Origin of the sequence: Nocardioides sp. P86 (genome assembly GCF_023712465.1) — a bacterium.
Classification (GTDB): Bacteria; Actinomycetota; Actinomycetes; order Propionibacteriales; family Nocardioidaceae; genus Nocardioides; species Nocardioides kribbensis.
Genome location: NZ_JAMAYE010000001.1, coordinates 700,780 through 717,864, shown reverse-complemented (window position 1 = coordinate 717,864; position 17,085 = coordinate 700,780). Strand labels below are relative to the sequence as shown.

The window sequence follows — 17,085 nt, the reverse complement described above, 5'->3', positions numbered from 1 at the left end:
AGCGTCGGCGCATGGTCGACCTGCACGACATCCACGAGCTCACCGCCCTCGAGCAGGGCGACCTGGTCCGGCGAGGTGAGGTCTCCTCGCTGGAGCTCACCGAGCACTACCTCGACCGCGTGGCGCGCCTCGACGACGTCGGGGCCTTCGTGACCGTGACCGCCGAGCGCGCCCTCGAGCGCGCCGCCTCCCTGGGCCGCTGCGCCCCGGGCGGGACGGGGCCGTCGGGGTCGGTCTCGCGGCTGTGGGGGGTGCCGACGGCGATCAAGGACCTCAACCTCACCGCCGGCGTGCCCACGACCTTCGGCTCGGCCGCCTTCGACGACTTCGTGCCCGAGGTCTCCGACGCCGTCGCCCTGGCCGTGGACGACGGCGGCCTGGTCAGCCTGGGCAAGACCAGCACCCCGGAGTTCGGGTCGCCCTGCTACACCGAGCCCGAGGGCCGACCGGCGGCCGTCACCCCGTGGGACCGCACCCGCATGGCCGGCGGCTCCTCCGGCGGCGCGGGCGCGGCCGTCGCGGCCGGTCTGGTGCCGGTGGCGCAGGGCTCCGACGGCGGTGGCTCGATCCGCATCCCGGCCTCCTGCTGCGGTCTGGTGGGCCTCAAGCCCTCGCGCGGTCGCGTGAGCGGCTTCCCGATGTACGGCGACCCCGTGGGCCTCGCGGTGGCCGGCCCGCTGGCGCGCACGGTGCGCGACGCCGCCGCGCTGCTCGACGTGCTCGAGGGGCACCGGGTGGGCGACCCCTTCTGGGCGGCGCCCCCGCAGACGACCTTCCTGGAGGCCTGCGACCGACAGCCGGGGCGGCTGCGCATCGCCCGCTTCGTGGCGCCGGTGATCGCCGACGTGCCGGTCGACGCCTCCAGCGTGAGCGCCTGGGAGGACGCCTCGCGGCTGCTGGAGTCACTGGGCCACGACGTCGTCGACGTGCCCGTGCCGCTGCCTCCCGAGGCGGTGCCGGTCTTCGAGACCTGCTGGGCCGTGCTCACCGCGCTGTCGGCCGCACCGGCCGGCCGCGAGGCGCTGCTGCGCCCGCTGACCCGGTGGCTCACCGAGCGCGGCCACGCGGTCAGCGGCCCCCAGCTCGGCCTGGCGATCGGCGCGATGCGTCGCCACGCCGCCAACGCCCTCGCCGCCCTGGCCCCCTACGACGCCGTGCTCACCCCGACGCTGGCCACCCCGCCGCTGCCGGTCGGCGCGATCCGCGACGACGCCGATCCCGCCGCCGACTTCGCCGCGCAGAAGGCGTTCACCCCCTGGACCTCGGCGTGGAACGTCACCGGCATGCCGGCGGTCTCGCTGCCGCTGCACTGGACCGCCGAGGGTCTGCCGGTCGGCGTCATGCTGGCCGGGCGCCCGGCCGAGGACGAGCTGTTGCTGTCGCTGGCCGCGCAGGTCGAGGCGACCGCACCGTGGCACCACCGGCGCCCGCCGGGCTGGTGAGACAGGAGCGGATGGGTCGGGCAGGTCGGGCCGGGTTCAGACCGCCCGCTCGTCGACGCCCCACTGCTCGCGGAACTCCTCGGGGCTGAGCTCGGCGAGCTCGGTGCGCAGGTGGTGCAGGGTGTGGCTGGCGACCTCGGGGCTCTCCACGTCGATGGCCAGCACCCGGCGCCCGGTGTGTCGCTCGTGCACCTCCACCGTGCCGGCCGAGGAGCACTCCAGGGTGCCGCCGCTCAGCGCGAACCAGACGTCGAGCGCCACCACGAGGGCGCGCCGCAGCGGCGGGCGCCGGTCACCGGCCAGCGCGACGCGGTAGACCTCGTCGGCGGTCTGCGGGTCGAGGGTCAGCACCCCCCGATCCTACGGCGCCGCCGCGCACGGCCCGGCTCAGTCGTCGCCGAGCCCGCGGGCCGCGAGCGCGTCACCGGTCTCGTGGGCGCGGGCCACCACCCGCACCACGAAGGGCGTGAGGTAGGCGCGGGGGTGCCGGCCCAGGCCGCGGGCGCGGGCGGCGTCACGGGTCTCCAGCGCCAGCGCGACGGTGCCGGGCAGGGCCTGCACGGCCAGACCGACGGTGAGGGCGACCCGCTCGGGCGGCACCCCGACGTGGCGCAGCGGGCCCGACCAGCGCACGAGCGCGTCGAGCATGGCGTTGACCGGCGTCGTGGCGGTGACCACGACCGCGGCGAGGGTGAGGGCCAAGAGGTCGACGAAGGTCTCGACGGCCTTGCCGGCGCCGTAGAAGAGGCCCTGCACGAGGGAGGCGACCAGCGCGATGAGCAGCACGCCGCGCGCGGCGGTCAGCAGCAGCGGCAGCCGCACCCGCGCCAGGAGGGCCAGGCCGAGCGCCACGGCGAGGAAGAGCAGCGAGGCGGGGGCGCTGCGCACCAGCACGATGGTGAGGCTGAGCGCGCCGAGTCCGGCCAGCTTCGGGCCCACCGGAAGACGGTGCAGCAGCGTGTCGCCGGGCTGGTGGACCGCCACCATCGACGGCTGGCTCACGAGCGCTCCGCCACCGAGGCGACGTAGTCGGCGACCCCGGCCTCGGCCGGCCCGTCGTAGCGCACGCGGGCGTCCTCCACGACGACCACGCGGTCGCAGCGCGCGGCCAGGTCGAGGTCGTGGGTCACGAGCAGCAGCTGCTGGTCGAGGCTGAGGAGCAGGTCGCCGACGCGGCGGGTGTTGGCCAGGTCGAGCAAGGTCGTCGGCTCGTCGGCCACCAGCACGGCCGGCTCGGCGGCCAGCACCCCGGCTAGCGCCAGCAGCTGCTTCTGGCCCCCCGACAGGGCGTGCACCGACACGTCGGCGTGCTGGCCGAGGCCGTAGCGCTCGAGCACCTCCAGGGCCCGGGCGCGGCGCCGTACGCCGTTGCGCTCGTGGCGGCGCAGCGACAGCTCGACGTCCTCGACGCAGGTCGGCATCACGAGCTGGGCGGCGGGGTCGGTGAAGCAGAAGCCGACCCTGCGGCGCACGGCTCCGGCCTCACGGGCCACGTCGAGACCGTCGACGACCACGCGGCCGGAGGTGGGCTCGACCAGGCCGTTGAAGAGCCGGGCCAGGGTCGACTTGCCGGAGCCGTTGGCGCCGATCACCGCCACGCGGCGCTCGGTCAGCCGCAGGGTGGTGGGGTGCAGCACCACGCGCTCGCCGTCGGTGGTGTCGACGGTGACCGCGGCGGCGTGGAGCTCGAGGACGGGCACGGGGCGGCGCGGCGCGAGGTCAGCGACGGCCGTGCAGCAGCTGGGGGAAGGCGCGGTGCACCTCGGCGGCCACCAGGGCGACCAGTGAGGTCTTGACGACGTCGCCGATCCAGAAGGGGGCGTCGTAGCTGATCGCCTCGCGCCACGACACGTCGAAGTAGAGCTTCATGCCGACGATGCCGGCGGTGTGCAGCACGAGCGCGCTCGCGACGAAGGAGCAGGCGAAGACGACGAGAGCGCGGGTCTTGCCGCGGCGCCCGGCGACGTACTTGACCAGCACGCCGGCGGCGAGCGCGGCGAGCGGGAAGCCGACGAGGTAGCCGGCGCTGGGGCCGGTGAAGACGCCGAGCCCCGAGGAGTGCTCGGCGAAGACGGGCAGGCCCACGGCGCCGAGCACGAGGTAGAGGGTGACGGCCAGGAAGCCGCGCACCGGTCCGAGCAGGCAACCGGCCAGCATCACGCCGAAGGTCTGCAGCGTGATCGGCACACCTGCACCGCCCACGGGGATCGCCCCGACGTAGGCGCAGGCCGAGATGAGCGCCGCGAAGGCGGCGACCAGCGCGATGCCGGTGGTCGTCGAGCGCAGCCGCGAGGAGGTCGAGCCGCCGCGTCCGTCGTACGCCGGGTCGGCGCCGGGGTGGTCGGCCGGGTGGCCGGTGGTGGTGTGGTCGGAGGCGGGAGCCGGCTGCTGCGTCGTCATGGGGTCCTCGTCGTGCGGGTGGGCCACGCCGGACGGTCGCCGGCTGAACGGCGTTCAGGTTAGGGTGGTGCGGCGTCCGTGGTCAACGCGTGCGCCGGCCGACCGAGGAGTGAGATGTCCTACCGCCGCCCCGACATCGTGGCCCGCGCCGTCGAGGTGCTCGACACCTACGGCCTCGCCGACCTCACGATGCGCCGGCTCGGCGGCGAGCTCGGGGTGCGCCCCAGCGCGCTCTACCACCACTTCGCCAGCAAGCAGACCCTGCTCGCCGCCGTGGCCGACGAGGTGCTCGCCCGCGGACGGGCCTCGCGCGACACCCCGCCTGACACCGTGCCCGACGGCTCCTGGGACGACCGTGTCGTCGCGGTCTGCACCGAGCTGCGCGAGGCGATGCTGGCCTACCGCGACGGGGCCGAGCTCGTGGCCACCGTGCACGCCTTCGGCCTAGGCGCCGCCGCCCCCGGGCGCGACCTGGCCGCCGCGCTGGCCGACAGCGGCCTCGACCCGGCCCTGGCCGGCACGGCGACGCGGACCCTGCTGCACTTCGTCTTCGGCCACACCCTCGACGAGCAGACCCACCTGCAGGCCGGCAGCGCCGGCGCCATCGAGGACCAGCCGCGAGAGCGCTCCGACTTCGCCGCGGGCCTGGGCATCGTCCTCGACGGCATCCGGCTGCGCTGTCGCGTCGCACCGCCCCCGCGGGGCTGAGGCGCCGGCTCGGGCGCCGGGCTCGGTCCGCCCTAGGGTGATCGCATGGCGGCGACGGCGGAGCACTACGCGGAGGTCCTCGAGGAGGTCGGGCTCGACACGGAGGCCACGTTCGTCGTGGTGACCGGCGCGACGCGCGAGGAGGTGGCCGAGGTGCTGGGGGTCGACCTGGGGCGCCGGGTCGCGCTGGGCGACGCCTTCGAGGAGGACCACTCCGCCTACGCCCTCCTCGAGGTCGCCGGCGGCGTGCTGGCCGCCGAGCCCACCGGCTACGCCGACCCGAGCCTCGAGGCGCTGCGACGGCTCTCGGCCGGAGGGCGCACCGCCGCGGTCGCGCGCTCCAACGTGCAGGCCCACGACCGCTTCGGCTTCGCCCGCGACGGGAGGGTGGTCTTCGACGCCGACGAGTACGTCTTCCTCGACGACCCCACCCAGGTGCCCGACGACCTCCGCCCGCTCTTCGACCGGGCCTGGATCGACCTCGACGCCGAGGACCCCGTCCCGGCGCCCGCGCCGGTCGCCCCCGCCGACGTCGCCGACGGGGAGGAGCCGACCGGTCCGCCCGACGCGCTGGCCGTGGCCCTGGCCATGGTCGAGCACGTCACCGGGGTCGAGCTGAGCGTCGAGGACCTCGACCGGCTCCAGGACGTCGAGCGCTTCTGGGTGGCCTCGCTCACCTACGAGCCGGCGCAGCGGCCGGCGGACTGACCCGGTCCCCGGCGGGCCGAGGAGTCCGCCGCCGCGCGGGGCCCGGGTAGGTACTCAGGTGCGGGCCCGGGTGCACGGTTCCGCAGTGCGCCGTGTCGGCAGAACCAGGCACGTCCGTGGTGGGACGGGGCCTCGACGCGGAGCAAACAGCAGTAACTTGGTCGAGTTAAGTCTGTTTGCGGGTCGGTCCTCGGGCGACCACCGCACCGACCAGGAAGGCCCGTCATGAGCGCTCCCACCCACACCACCGCCCCGGCCGCCACCGGCCCGACGAGCACGCGTCGCGGCCCCGCCGTACGCCCGGGGTCGCCCGAGCTGCGCGACCTCCTCGACCGCATCCGGGCCGGCGCGGCCGAGCGCGAGCTCGAGGTCGACCCGCCCCACGAGCCCCTGGCGTGGTTCAAGGAGGCCGGCCTCGGCGGGCTGCGGGTGCCGGTCGCCGAGGGCGGTGGCGGCGCCACGATGCGGGAGTTCTTCGCCACGCTCATCGCGCTGGCCGAGGCCGACTCCAACCTGGCCCACATCGTGCGCGCCCACTACTGGTTCGTCGAGCAGCAGCTCCAGACCGACGACGCCGCCGCGCGGGCCCACGGGATCGACCTCGTCACCTCGGGTGCGCTGGTCGGCAACGGCTTCAGCGAGCAGAGCGCCAAGCCGGTGGGGCTGCACTTCGACACCACGATCACCCCCGACCCCGCCGGTGACGGCGGCTTCCGGCTCGACGGCACGAAGTTCTACTCCACCGGGAGCATCTACTCCGACTACACCCAGATCTGGGCCGCGGCGCCCGAGGGCCGCATCGCCGGCGCCGTCATCCCGGTCGACCGCGCCGGGGTGACGATCGCCGACGACTGGGACGGCTTCGGCCAGCGCATGACCGGCACCGGCACCACCATCCTCGACGACGTGCGCGTCGAGCCCGGTGAGTTCTTCGACCTCGGCGAGCCCGACGGGCCCCAGGCCCCGAGCTACCAGGGCGCCTTCCTCCAGCTCTACCTGCAGGCCGTCACCGCCGGCGTGCTCCGCAGCGTGCGCAACGACGCGGTGGAGCGGGTGCGCAGCCGCACCCGCGGCTTCAGCCACGCCAACGTGCCCCAGCAGCCGCGCCACGACGCCCAGGTGCTGCAGGTGGTGGGGGAGATCTCGGCCGACGTGTTCGCCGCGGAGGCCATCGTGCTCGCCGCCGCCGACCGGCTCCAGGACGCGGTCGACTCGGTCGTCGACGGGCTGCCGACCCCCGAGGCCGCCGAGGCCGCGCAGCTGGCCGCCGCCCAGGCCAAGGTGGCCGTGGACCGGTTCTCCTACGCCACCGCCGCCCGGATCTTCGACGTCGGCGGTGCCTCGGCGACCCAGCGGGTGCACAACCTCGACCGCCACTGGCGCAACGTGCGCACCATCGCGACCCACAACCCGACCTACCTCAAGGCCTCCGCGATCGGCGACCACGAGGTCAACGGCAGCGGCTTCCCGGGCAACGCCTACTTCTGACCCGACCGACCCGGCGCCGGACCCGGCACCGGACCCCGCACCGTCCTCCTCCGGACACCCCTCGAGAAAGGCCCCGCCATGTCCTCGGTCGGACTGACCTTCGTCGGCGCCGCCCTCTTCGTCAACGGCCTGCTGCTCCTCGGCAGGATCGACGCGAAGGGCGCCGGCGTCTTCAACCTCTTCGTGGGAGCGCTGCAGACGGCGATCCCGTTCTTCCTCATCGCCACCGCCGACACCCCCGACGAGATCCTCGGCGCGGCCGGGATCTTCCTGTTCGGGTTCACCTACCTCTACGTCGGCATCTGCAACCTGGCCGGCTACGCCAGCACCGGCGTCGGGTGGTACTCGCTGTGGGTCGCCGTCATGGCCCTCGGCTTCGGCGTCGTCAACATCGTCCGCTTCGACGACACCCCGACCGGCCTGCTGTGGCTGCAGTGGTCGGTGCTGTGGACGCTGTTCTTCCTCGTCCTGGCCCTCGGCCGCGAGCGGCTCACCGCCCTCACCGGTTGGTTCACCCTCATCCTGGCCTTCACCACCTGCACGGTGCCGGGCTTCCTGCTCCTGCTCGGCGAGTGGGGGCGGGTGCCGACCTGGGCCGTGCTCGCCTCGATCGCCGCCACGGTGGTCGCGCTGGTCCCGCTCTCGCGCGTCGGCCTGGCCGACCCGGCAGCGTCCACCTCGCAGCCCCCGGAGCCCACGGAGCCCTTGGAGCCCGCAGAGCCCGCCGGGGCCTCGGGGGAGCCCGGTGTGGACGCCACCGGCGGGATCCCGGGGCGCCGTCGCGCGGAGCCGGCCGCGGTCTGAGGAGTCGGCGGCGACCACCGTCCGCCTGGGTTCGGGGCACACGGTCGCCGCCGGCGGAGCTGACCTGGTCTGTCGACGACGCGCCGTCGTCGGACGAGGGCGACGAGGCCGGCGGCGACGTGGTCTGACCCGTCGGCGGCGCTCGGGTGCGGGTGCTGGCGCGACGCCCGCCGAGGCTCCCGACTCGACCACCGCTCGCTGGGGTCGCCTCAGCCGGCGGTCTCGCGCCGACCGACGTCGACGGTGGCGCCGTGCTGCTCGGCGAGCAGCACGGCGCCGGCGAGGTCGAGGCGCGTCCTGTCGAGTCTGGCCGAGGCCAGGTCGACGCCCGCGAGGTCGGCCCCGCGCAGGTCGGCGCCCGCGAGGTCCGCCTCGCGCAGGCTCGCCCCGCCCAGCCGCGCGTCGCGCAGGACCGTGCCGGTGAGGTCGGCCAGCGCGAGGTCGCTCTCGCGCAGGTCGAGCCCGGTGAGGTCGAGCCCGGCGAGCCGGGCGCCCCGCAGACCGACGGCGCGCCACTGCCCGCCGACGACCCGCATCGGCCGGGTCGTGCACGAGGCCAAGGTCGAGCCCGTCGTCTTGCAGCCCTCGAAGGTCGCGTCGAAGAGGTTGCAGCCGCGCAGCTCGCAGCCCACGAAGGCCGTGGCCACGTGCACCGAGGAGTTGAGTCGGCAGGAGTCGAAGCGGCAGCGCTCGAAGAGCGCGCCCCTCGTCGTGACCTCGGAGAGGTCGACGCCGACGAAGGCGCAGTCGACGAAGCGGGCGGCGGCGAGGTCCTCGGCGTACCAGTCCTCGCCGTGGAAGGTCCGCCCCTCCGCGCCGTCGGGCGCCTCACCCACGAGAGTTCCGGGGTGGCTGCGTCGGGGTCGCCGGGGTCACGGGGGTCACCGTAGTCAGGGGCGCCGACGGCGGCGCCGACAGCAGGGTCAGCCCAGCGGCCACCAGGCCAGCCGCCGGGTCGCGCCCTGCTCCCACCACGCGAGGTCGACCCGCTCGGCGCGGCAGCGGGCGGGCAGCAGGTCGCCGAGGTCGCGGCGCAGCGAGTCCTCGTCGACGCCGGGGCCGGCCAGGTCGAGGGTGAGGTGCGGGTGCAGCTCGGCGTACCGCCCCTCGTAGGGCGGGCACTGCGGGAAGGCCTCGGCCAGTCGCGCGGTGAGCTCGCGGAAGGGCCCGTCGGGCTCCGGCACGAGGTGGAGCGTGCCGTCGGGGAAGCGCGCCACCCGCTCCAGCACCACCTCGAAGGCCGCCACCGAGGCCACCACGCGCCGCACCCGCTCGGTCTCGGCGGCGTCGGGGGAGGCCAGGAACGGCCCGAGCACGGTGACGTGGGCGTGGGTGAAGCCCGGGTCGCGCGACAGATACGCCGCGTCCTGCCGGCCGGTGAGCCCGCGCACGAACCCGTCCAGCGGTGTCACCGGCACCTGCAGCACGCTGTGTCCCGGCCACCCCACCGCGCCATCCTCCCCGTCGGGGCGGGGCCCGCCCTCAGCGGGCCACCGGGTTGACCAGCTCCCCGGCGTAGAGCAGCGAGGAGGACTGGTCGGCGAGGTCGACCATCTGCAGCGTGTTGCGCAGCTGGAGCCGGTTGAGGCAGGAGTGGCGGAAGGCGGGGCGACGCAGGTCGTAGGCCGCCACGGCGTCGGCGAGCTCCGGGTGCTCCTCGGCGTGCTGGTCGAGGCAGCGCGCGACCTCGGCCCAGAAGTCGTCCTGGTCGAGCACGCCGTCGACGTGGAGGATCGCGGCGAGGTGGCGCAGCACGCCGTCGAGGACGTCGGTGTGCAGCGCGAGCGCCTTGACGTCGGGCTCGACGTCGGCGCGCACCCGCTCCACCTCGGCCGGCAGCGGACGGTCGGGGTGCATGACCGCGACCTCCTCGCCGACGTCCTTCATCAGCGCCCGCACCGGCACGTGGTCGCGCAGCACGAGCACGAGGTTCTCCCCGTGGGGCATGAAGGCCAGGTCGTGGGCGAGCAGGCAGTGCACGAGCGGGCGCACGTAGGCGTGCAGGTAGCTGCGCAGCCACTCCCGCGCGTCCAGCGACGAGGCCTCGACCATCGCGGTGGCCAGCGCCCGCCCCTCGGCGTCGCGGTGCAGCAGCGAGGCCATGGTGGCCAGCCGCTCACCGGGGCCGGTCCGCGGCAGCGGGCTCTCGCGCCACAGCGCCGCGAGCATCTTGCGGTAGGGCGAGGTGGCGGTGTGGCGGTGGAAGGCGTCGCCGGTGTAGCCGACCGCCGCGCGCTCGCGCAGCACCGTGAAGCCGCAGCCGGCCAGCGTGGGGTCGCCGGCGACGAGGTCGGCCACCCAGTCGTTGATGGCGGGGGTGACGGCCATGTAGGCGGGGGAGAGGCCCCGCACGAAGCCCATGTTCTGGATGGCCAGGGCGGTCTTGACGTAGTGCCGCTCGGGGCGGTCGGTGTTGAAGAAGGTGCGGATCGACTGCTGGGCCCGGTAGGCGTCGGGGCTCTCGCCGAGGTGCACGAGGTCGCGCCGGGCGAGGTCGGGGGCGAAGGTGACCGCGACCTTGCTGCGCCACTGCCAGGGGTGCAGCGGCAGGTAGGTGTAGTCGTCGGGGTCCAGGCCCAGCGCGAGCAGCCGCGCCGCGAAGCCCGCCCGCACCTCGGGGTCGAGCTCGCCGGCCCACAGCCGCTCCTCGCTGAGCCCGGCGCCCAGCGAGAGCCGGGTGGCGCTGCGCCGGGCGGCCAGCCACACCAGCCGCACCGCTCGCCCGGCCTCGGGGGCGTAGGCGGTGTAGTCGTCGAGGTCGAAGCCGATGCGCCCGTTGTTGGCCACGAAGCCGGGGTGGCCCTCGGTCATCGCCGCCTCGACCTCCTGGTAGTCGGCCCCGAGCAGCTCGGCCACCGGCACCCGGCGGTGCGCGAGCTTCCAGCAGGCCGCGGCCAGGGTGCTGGCGACCTCCTCGAGGTAGGTCGGCACCAGCGCGTCGGGGATGCCGAGCACGGGGGCGAGCTCGACCACGAGCTCCTGGGCGTCGAGGGGCGCGGGCTCGCCGTCCACGCGCCGCTCGAGGCTCTCCTCCTCGATCGCCCAGTGCTCGAGGGCCAGCCGCCGCGCCCGGAAGCGGTACGCCGCCCCGCGCCCGGTCTCCAGCAGCCAGGCCGCCGGGTCGGCCGCCGCGGTGGCGTCGGGCGTGCCGTCGGGCGTGGCACCGGGCCCGGCCCCGGGGTCGGGCACGGGGGCGATGATCCGCTCGTGGGCGTACTCCGCGATCGCCTTGGCCACCAGGTGTCGCTGCGCGACGGCGAGGTGCTCCGGGGTGAGGTGGTCGGCGGGGTCGACGGCCCGCGGGGCGGGGCCCGTCGGGTCGGCTGCGTGCCCGGTCGGGTGCCCGGTCGTGTGCCCGGTCGTGTGCTCGGTGGGGTGGGTCAGCGTCATCGGGTGGTCTCCAGTCGGGAGAGGCGGGAGGCGCCGTGGGCCTCGCGGGTGCAGAAGGACAGGACGGCGGTCTTGCCGGGCAGCGCGACGTGGCGGGCCACGACGAAGCCGGCCTCGGCGTTGAGCGCGGCGATGGCGGTGTTGCGCACGTCGGGCTCCACCACGACGCGGCGCACCGCGGGGTCGGCGAGGCAGTGGGCCATCACCGCGGCGAGGACCGCGCGGGTCAGCCCGGGTCGCGGTGGCCCGGTGGGCGGGGCGACGAGCACGTGCATGCCCAGGTCGCCGGGCTCGAGCTCGGGCAGGTCGCGCAGGTGCGGGTCGGCGGCAGGGTCGTAGGTCTCGGCGAGGAAGGTCGGCTCCCCGTCGACACGGCCCAGCCAGGCGTCGTGGGTGGGGGAGGCGGCGATGCCGACGTACTCGACGGCCACGTCGTCGTAGGTGGCGCCCTGCATCTGCCAGAAGGCCGAGCGCGGGTGGGTGACCCAGGCGTGGAGCAGCCGCAGGGTGGCGGGGTCGAGGGGCAGCGGGCCCAGGGTCGCCCTCACCGCGTCGCCCCCTGCCCGGCGGGGGCCCGGCGCAGGTGGTCGGGCACGCCGAAGCTCTGCACGGCCACCCGCTTCTCCAGGGGGTAGACCTCACGGCCGGTGACGGCGGCGAGGATCGCGGAGCTGCGGTAGGCGCCCATGCCGAGGTCGGGGGCGACGAACCCGTGGGTGTGCTCCTCGCCGTTCTGCACGAAGACCTCGCGGCCGGCCCGGTCGACGGCGTAGCGGGAGTCGGCGAGGTAGCGGCCGCGCTCGTCGAGACGCAGCCGGTGGCGCACGGGGTCGAGGAAGTCCGGCACGGAGGCCTCGTAGCCGGTGGCGAGCACGAGGCCCTCGGTGCGCAGCCCGAAGTCCTCGCCGGTCTCGTCGTGGCGCAGGTCGAGGTCGTAGGCCTCGCCGTCCCAGCGGGCGCCGGTGAGGGTGGTGGCGCTCACCAGCGTGGTCCGCGGTCCCGCGCCCTGCACCCGCAGCCGGTAGTGCAGGTCGGAGATCTCGTCGACCAGGTCGCCGCTGATGCCCTTGTAGAGCGAGCGCTGCTCGCGCAGCAGCCGCTCGCGGGTGCCGGCGTCGAGGCCCTGGAAGTAGGCGGAGTACTCCGGCGAGGTCAGCTCGAGGGTGAGCTTGGTGTACTCCATGGGGAAGAAGCGCGGGCTGCGGGTCAGCCAGGTCAGCTCGTAGTCGTGCCCGGGCGACTCGGCCAGCAGGTCGCGGTAGATCTCGGCCGCGCTCTGCCCGCTCCCGACGATCGTGATCGAGCGCTGCTGCTGCAGCCGCCGCTTGTGCGGCAGGTAGTCGGCGGAGTGCAGCGCGGGCCCGCCGGCCGCGCGCACGCTGTCGAGCACGCGCGGGCGGGTGCCGACCCCGAGCACGAGGCGGCGCCCCAGCACGGTCTCGCCGGAGGCCGTCGTCACGACGTACGCCGCGCCTGCGGCCCCGTGGGGGTCGAGCCCCTCGTGCAGCCGGTCCCTCAGCCCCGGGTGGGCGTCGAGGTCGAGGTCGTCGGTGTGCTCGACGCGCACGACGGGGCAGCCGAAGCGCACCGAGGCGAGGCCCTCGGCGGCCCAGCGGCAGTAGTCGTCGTACTCGCGGCGCAGCGGGTAGAACGACTCGCGCACGTAGAAGGGGTAGAGGTGCCCGGTCTGCTTGAGGAAGTTGAGGAAGGACCACCGCGACGTCGGGTCGGCCATGGTGACCAGGTCGGCCAGGAACGGCACCTGGAGGGTCGCGTCGTCGAGCATCATGCCGGGGTGCCAGGCCAGCTCGTCGCGGGCCTCGAGGAAGACCGCGTCGAGGTCGTCGAGGGGGTCGGCGAGGCAGGCGAGGCCGAGGTTGAAGGGGCCCAGGCCGATGCCGACCAGGTCGTGCACTCGACCGGTCGAGGGGGCGGCGGCGGTGCCGGCGGACGAGGTGGAGGCGCTCACGCGGCCACCTCCCCGAGCAGCTCCTCGGCCAGGGCGACGCAGTGGTCCACGACGCCGAGCAGGTCCTCGGTGGTGGCCATCGGGTTGAGCAGGGTCAGCTTGAGCCAGCGCCGGCCCTCCAGCGTGGTGGCCGCGACCATGCCGAGGCCGCGCTCGTAGAGCGCCGAGCGCACCAGCGGCACCAGCCGGTCGGCGGCGTCCTCGCCGAGCCCCGGCGGGCGATAGCGGAAGACCACCGTGCTCAGCTCGGGCACGGCGGCCAGCTCGACGCGGCGGTCGGCGGCCAGGTGCTCGCCGACCTCGCGGGCCAGGTCGGTGACGGTGTCGACGTACTCCCCGATGACCTCCGGGCCCATCACGCGCAGCGTCAGCCACAGCTTGAGCGCGTCGAAGCGCCGGGTGGTCTGCAGGCTCTTGTCGACCTGGTTCGGGCTCGCCGCGCCGCCGGGGTCACGGGGGTTGAGGTAGTCGGCGTGCCACGCCACGTGGCCCAGCGTGCGCGCGTCGCGCACGAGCACGGCGCTGGAGGAGACGGGCTGGAACCACGTCTTGTGGAAGTCGACGGTGACCGAGTCGGCCCGCTCGATCCCGTCGAGGCGCCCGCGCTGGGTGGGGGAGACCAGAAGCCCCCCGCCGTACGCCGCGTCCACGTGCAGCCAGCAGCCGTGCCGCTCGGTCAGGTCGGCCACCTGCGCCAGCGGGTCGATGGCGCCGAAGTCGGTCGTGCCGGCGGTGGCGACGACCGCCATCGCGGTGCGGCCCTCGGCCACCACGGCGTCGAGGGCGTCCGCCAGGCGGGCGGGGTCGAGCCGGCGGCGGGCGTCGACGCCGACGGCCACGACCGCCTCGGCGGGCAGGCCGAGCAGGCGCGCCGACTTCTGCACGCTGAAGTGGGCGTCGACCGACGCGAGCACCCGCAGGTCGGCCGGCGCCGCTCCGGCGGCGAGGGCGCAGTCGCGGGCCAGGTGGAGGGCCTGGAGGTTGGACTGCGAGCCGCCGCTGGTGAAGATCCCGTCGGGGACCGTGCCGGCGCCCGACTCGTCCTCCGAGCCGGCGGCCCAGCCGATGCGCCCCGCGGTCCACGCCACCAGGTGGCGCTCGACGAAGGTGCCGGCGACGCTCTGGTCGAAGGTGTCGAGACTGGCGTTGACCCCGGAGACGAAGACCTCGGCCAGCAGGGCGGGGATCACCACGGGGCAGTTGAGGTGGGCGGCGTAGGTCGGCTCGTGGAACCACACCGTGTCGTCGAGCCACAGCCGGCCCATCTCCTCCAGCGCCGCCGCCGGGTCCTCGAGGGGGGCGTCGAGGTCGACGTCGAGCACCGGCTTCGCCGCCTGCGCCGGGCCGACCCCGGTCGCCGGGCCGGACACCCGGGTCAGGGCGTCGGCGAGGTGGTCGACGCCGAGGCGCATCGAGGCGACGTAGGCGTCGGCGTGGTCGGGGTGGAACAGGTGCGCCAGGGCGCGAGGGGAGGGGGGCACCGGAGATCCTTCCGAGATCAGGTCAGGTAAGGCTCACCTTAGTTAGGTTTACCTAAGTCTGCATCGGTGGTCTCGGAGGACGAACGTCACACCGTGGCCCGGTGGTGGGGAAGGAGCCCTTCGAGACGGCGCTGCGCTCGCTCCCCAGGGACAACGCCAGCGGTCCGTCACGGTGGTTGAGGAGGGAGCGCCAGCGACCGTCTCGAAACCATCCACGCACGCGGTGGTCGAGGAGGGAGCCCTCGAGACGCTCGCTCCGCAGGAGCCACGCCAGCGGTCCGTCACGGTGGTTGAGGAGGGAGCGCCAGCGACCGTCTCGAAACCACCCACCCACGCGGTGGTCGAGGAGGGAGCCCTCGAGACGCTCGCTCCGCAGGAGCCACGCCAGCGATCCGTCACGGTGGTTGAGGAGGGAGCGCCAGCGACCGTCTCGAAACCATCCACGCACGCGGTGGTCGAGGAGGGAGCCCTCGAGACGCTCGCTCAGCAGGCACCACGCCAGCGACCGTGTCGACACCAGCCGCAGGCGTCGTCTCCCGCCACTCCCGCGCGGTCGGTCACCGCGAGCGCTGCCGACCCCACCACGCGGGGGTGCTTCGTGTCGCCGGCCGGGTCGCGCGAGAAGTGGCGGCGTACGACCAGTCGAGGACCGCCGCAGGTGTCGTCTCCCGCCACTCGCCGACGCCGCCCGCCGGGCCGACCCACGCGCCGGTCACCGGGCCGGTCACCGGGCTGGTCAGAGGGCTGGTCTCAGGGCCGGTCGCAGGGTCGGGGACCCCGGTACGCCGGGGCCGTGCACCGCCTTCCGCGCGAGACGGTCGTCGCTGACGCTCCTCCCTCCTCGACCACCGCCGCCCACCCGGCGACGGCCGGGGCCCTCAGCCGGCGACGACCAGCAGCCGGTCGACCTCGCCGAGCAGCCGCGCCCGCAGCGGCGCACCGCGCTCGCTGAACTCCCGCTGCGCGGCGACGTAGGCGGCCTTGCCCTCGGCGGTCTCGATGCGCACGGGCTCGAAGCCGAGGTCGGCCAGGTCGTAGGGCGCGGCGCGCATGTCGAGCTCGCGGATGTCGCGGGCCAGCTCGAAGCAGTCGGCGACGAGGTCGGAGCAGATCATCGGCGTGAGCCGGAAGGCGTGCTTGTAGAGGTCCATCCCGGCGTGCAGGCAGCCGGGCTGCTCGAAGTCGGGCCGGTCGGCGGCGCTCGGCGCGAGGGTGTTGAGCGGGGCCGCGGTGGGGGTGAAGAAGCGGAAGGCGTCGAAGTGGGTGCAGGCGATGCGGTGCGACTCCACCACCGCGTCGGTGCCCTCGCGGCCCAGGCGCAGCGGCCAGTCGTGGCGGGTCTCGTCGGCGCGGTGCACCATCGCCCACTCGTGCAGCCCGAAGCAGCCGAAGGCGGCCGGCCGCGCCGCGGTCGCGGCCAGCAGGCGGCGCAGCGCCTCGAGCAGCGGGCGCTGGGCCGCCACGTGCTCCACGCCGACGGCCGGCGGGTCCCCGGCGTACCCCTTGAGCCCGGCGTACGCCGTGGCGTCGCCCCCCAGCGCGGCTCCGAAGCCGGGGTGCCAGCGGCGCAGCTGGGCCGGGCGCTGGGAGTAGTAGGTGAAGAGGAAGTCGTGCACGGGGTGCTTGACGCTGGCCCCGCGTCGCGCGAGGTGAGGGGCGAGGAAGGCGTCGACCCGCTCGGCGTGCGCGGCGGCCCGCGCGCGCCAGGTGTCCTCGTCGAGCACGAGCGGCGGCGCGGTCGGGGTCACCGCAGGGATTATCCGCGGCCCGTCGTCGGGCGCCCAGTCGCGGGCCCGGTCGCGGGCCCGGTCGAGGCACCGCCTCGGGTTCGGCCCGGCACGGCCCGCCTCGCTAGGGTCGAGGGGTGCGCATCGCGAGATTCACCACCGGCGAAGACCCTCTCTACGGCGTCGTGACGGGGGAGGTGGACGAGTTCGGCCAGCCCGACGAGGACAGCGTCGTCGTGGCCCTGGCCGGCGACCCGCTCTACGTCGGCGTCAAGCTGCTCGACCAGGAGCACAAGCTCTCCGACGTGCGCCTGCTCGCGCCGGTGCTGCCACGCAGCAAGGTCGTCGGCATCGGGCGCAACTACGCCGCCCACGCCGCCGAGCTGGGCCACGACCTGCCCGAGGAGCCGCTGATGTTCCTCAAGCCCAACACCAGCGTGGTGGGCCCGGGCGACCCGATCTTCTACCCCCGCCAGACCCGGGAGCTGCACTACGAGGGCGAGCTGGCCGTGGTCATCGGCCGCATCTGCCGCGACGTGCCGCCCGAGCAGGCCACCGACGTCATCCACGGCTACACCATCGCCAACGACGTGACCGCGCGCGACCTGCAGCGCTCCGACGTGCAGTTCACCCGCGCGAAGGGCTTCGACTCCTTCTGCCCGTTGGGGCCGTGGATCGAGACCGACCTCGACCCGCAGCACTTCAAGGACGGGGTGTCGGTGCAGACCTTCCTCAACGGCGAGACCGTCCAGGACGGCTCGACCGCCGACATGATCTTCGACATCCCCGCGCTGGTGGCCCACGTCTCCAGCGTCATGACGCTGCTCCCGGGCGACGTCATCCTCACCGGCACCCCCGAGGGCGTCGGTCCGATGGAGGTGGGCGACGAGGTGGAGATCTCGATCGCCGGCCTCGGCACCCTCACGAACAAGGTGGCACAGCGTTGAGCACCACGACCCCCGGCACCG

Annotated in this window: 17 protein-coding genes; 6 read left to right on the top strand and 11 right to left on the bottom strand. The window is 74.9% G+C overall.

The annotated features are described in order from the left end of the window. Positions 1-11: 11 nt before the first annotated feature. Positions 12-1,442: an amidase gene (locus tag M3673_RS03330; protein ID WP_251531511.1), complete on the top strand. Its 1,431-nt coding sequence runs from the start codon at positions 12-14 to the stop codon at positions 1,440-1,442. Positions 1,443-1,478: 36 nt separating this feature from the next. Here M3673_RS03330 and M3673_RS03325 read toward each other — a convergent pair whose 3' ends face one another. The 4 genes from M3673_RS03325 to M3673_RS03310 are packed head-to-tail and all read right to left on the bottom strand — an operon-like array spanning position 1,479 to position 3,842. Continuing rightward, a complete protein-coding gene (locus M3673_RS03325; protein ID WP_251531509.1) occupies positions 1,479-1,793 on the bottom strand; it encodes a hypothetical protein in 315 nt (104 codons plus the stop codon). A gap of 36 nt (positions 1,794-1,829) precedes the next feature. Next, positions 1,830-2,444, bottom strand: coding sequence for an energy-coupling factor transporter transmembrane protein EcfT (locus M3673_RS03320; protein ID WP_251531507.1), 615 nt, complete (start codon positions 2,442-2,444; stop codon positions 1,830-1,832). Beyond that, complete coding sequence (locus M3673_RS03315; RefSeq protein WP_251531504.1) at positions 2,441-3,142, bottom strand: ABC transporter ATP-binding protein; 702 nt, start codon at positions 3,140-3,142, stop codon at positions 2,441-2,443. The genes M3673_RS03320 and M3673_RS03315 overlap by 4 nt, the downstream gene beginning before the upstream one ends. 19 nt (positions 3,143-3,161) lie before the next feature. Beyond that, positions 3,162-3,842: a biotin transporter BioY gene (locus M3673_RS03310; RefSeq protein WP_228943202.1), complete on the bottom strand. Its 681-nt coding sequence runs from the start codon at positions 3,840-3,842 to the stop codon at positions 3,162-3,164. A 114-nt stretch (positions 3,843-3,956) separates the two neighbouring features. On the opposite strand from M3673_RS03310, the gene M3673_RS03305 reads away from it, so the two are divergent. From M3673_RS03305 to M3673_RS03290, 4 genes are all read left to right on the top strand, one after another. Next, positions 3,957-4,550, top strand: a complete 594-nt coding sequence (locus M3673_RS03305; protein WP_251531502.1) for a TetR/AcrR family transcriptional regulator C-terminal domain-containing protein — start codon at positions 3,957-3,959, stop codon at positions 4,548-4,550. A 45-nt stretch (positions 4,551-4,595) separates the two neighbouring features. Then, positions 4,596-5,258: a DUF6461 domain-containing protein gene (locus M3673_RS03300; RefSeq protein WP_251531493.1), complete on the top strand. Its 663-nt coding sequence runs from the start codon at positions 4,596-4,598 to the stop codon at positions 5,256-5,258. A 225-nt stretch (positions 5,259-5,483) separates the two neighbouring features. Next, on the top strand, positions 5,484-6,746 hold the full coding sequence (locus M3673_RS03295) for a hypothetical protein (protein WP_251531491.1): 1,263 nt from the start codon (positions 5,484-5,486) through the stop codon (positions 6,744-6,746). Between the two features lie 78 nt (positions 6,747-6,824). Continuing rightward, complete coding sequence (locus M3673_RS03290; RefSeq protein ID WP_251531489.1) at positions 6,825-7,550, top strand: AmiS/UreI family transporter; 726 nt, start codon at positions 6,825-6,827, stop codon at positions 7,548-7,550. A 209-nt stretch (positions 7,551-7,759) separates the two neighbouring features. Here M3673_RS03290 and M3673_RS19535 read toward each other — a convergent pair whose 3' ends face one another. The 7 genes from M3673_RS19535 to M3673_RS03255 all read right to left on the bottom strand — a co-directional run bounded on the left by M3673_RS19535 (position 7,760) and on the right by M3673_RS03255 (position 16,138). Beyond that, positions 7,760-8,386: a pentapeptide repeat-containing protein gene (locus tag M3673_RS19535; protein ID WP_251531488.1), complete on the bottom strand. Its 627-nt coding sequence runs from the start codon at positions 8,384-8,386 to the stop codon at positions 7,760-7,762. Positions 8,387-8,473: 87 nt separating this feature from the next. After that, positions 8,474-8,998, bottom strand: coding sequence for a 2'-5' RNA ligase family protein (locus M3673_RS03280; protein ID WP_251531485.1), 525 nt, complete (start codon positions 8,996-8,998; stop codon positions 8,474-8,476). A 34-nt stretch (positions 8,999-9,032) separates the two neighbouring features. Further along, positions 9,033-10,940: an IucA/IucC family siderophore biosynthesis protein gene (locus M3673_RS03275; protein ID WP_251531483.1), complete on the bottom strand. Its 1,908-nt coding sequence runs from the start codon at positions 10,938-10,940 to the stop codon at positions 9,033-9,035. Beyond that, positions 10,937-11,488, bottom strand: coding sequence for a GNAT family N-acetyltransferase (locus M3673_RS03270; protein WP_251531480.1), 552 nt, complete (start codon positions 11,486-11,488; stop codon positions 10,937-10,939). The genes M3673_RS03275 and M3673_RS03270 overlap by 4 nt, the downstream gene beginning before the upstream one ends. Next, positions 11,485-12,909: a lysine N(6)-hydroxylase/L-ornithine N(5)-oxygenase family protein gene (locus M3673_RS03265; RefSeq protein WP_251531477.1), complete on the bottom strand. Its 1,425-nt coding sequence runs from the start codon at positions 12,907-12,909 to the stop codon at positions 11,485-11,487. Before M3673_RS03265 ends, M3673_RS03270 begins: the two co-directional genes overlap by 4 nt. Beyond that, entirely contained in the window at positions 12,906-14,390 is a 1,485-nt protein-coding gene (locus M3673_RS03260) for an aspartate aminotransferase family protein (protein ID WP_251531475.1), read from the bottom strand. Before M3673_RS03260 ends, M3673_RS03265 begins: the two co-directional genes overlap by 4 nt. A gap of 878 nt (positions 14,391-15,268) precedes the next feature. Further along, positions 15,269-16,138 carry a 3-methyladenine DNA glycosylase gene (locus tag M3673_RS03255; RefSeq protein WP_251531462.1) on the bottom strand — a complete coding sequence of 290 codons (870 nt, stop codon included), beginning with the start codon at positions 16,136-16,138 and terminating at the stop codon, positions 15,269-15,271. Positions 16,139-16,254: 116 nt separating this feature from the next. Here M3673_RS03255 and M3673_RS03250 point away from each other — a divergent pair, with 116 nt between their 5' ends. Continuing rightward, complete coding sequence (locus M3673_RS03250; RefSeq protein WP_193665061.1) at positions 16,255-17,064, top strand: fumarylacetoacetate hydrolase family protein; 810 nt, start codon at positions 16,255-16,257, stop codon at positions 17,062-17,064. Positions 17,065-17,085: the final 21 nt, after the last annotated feature.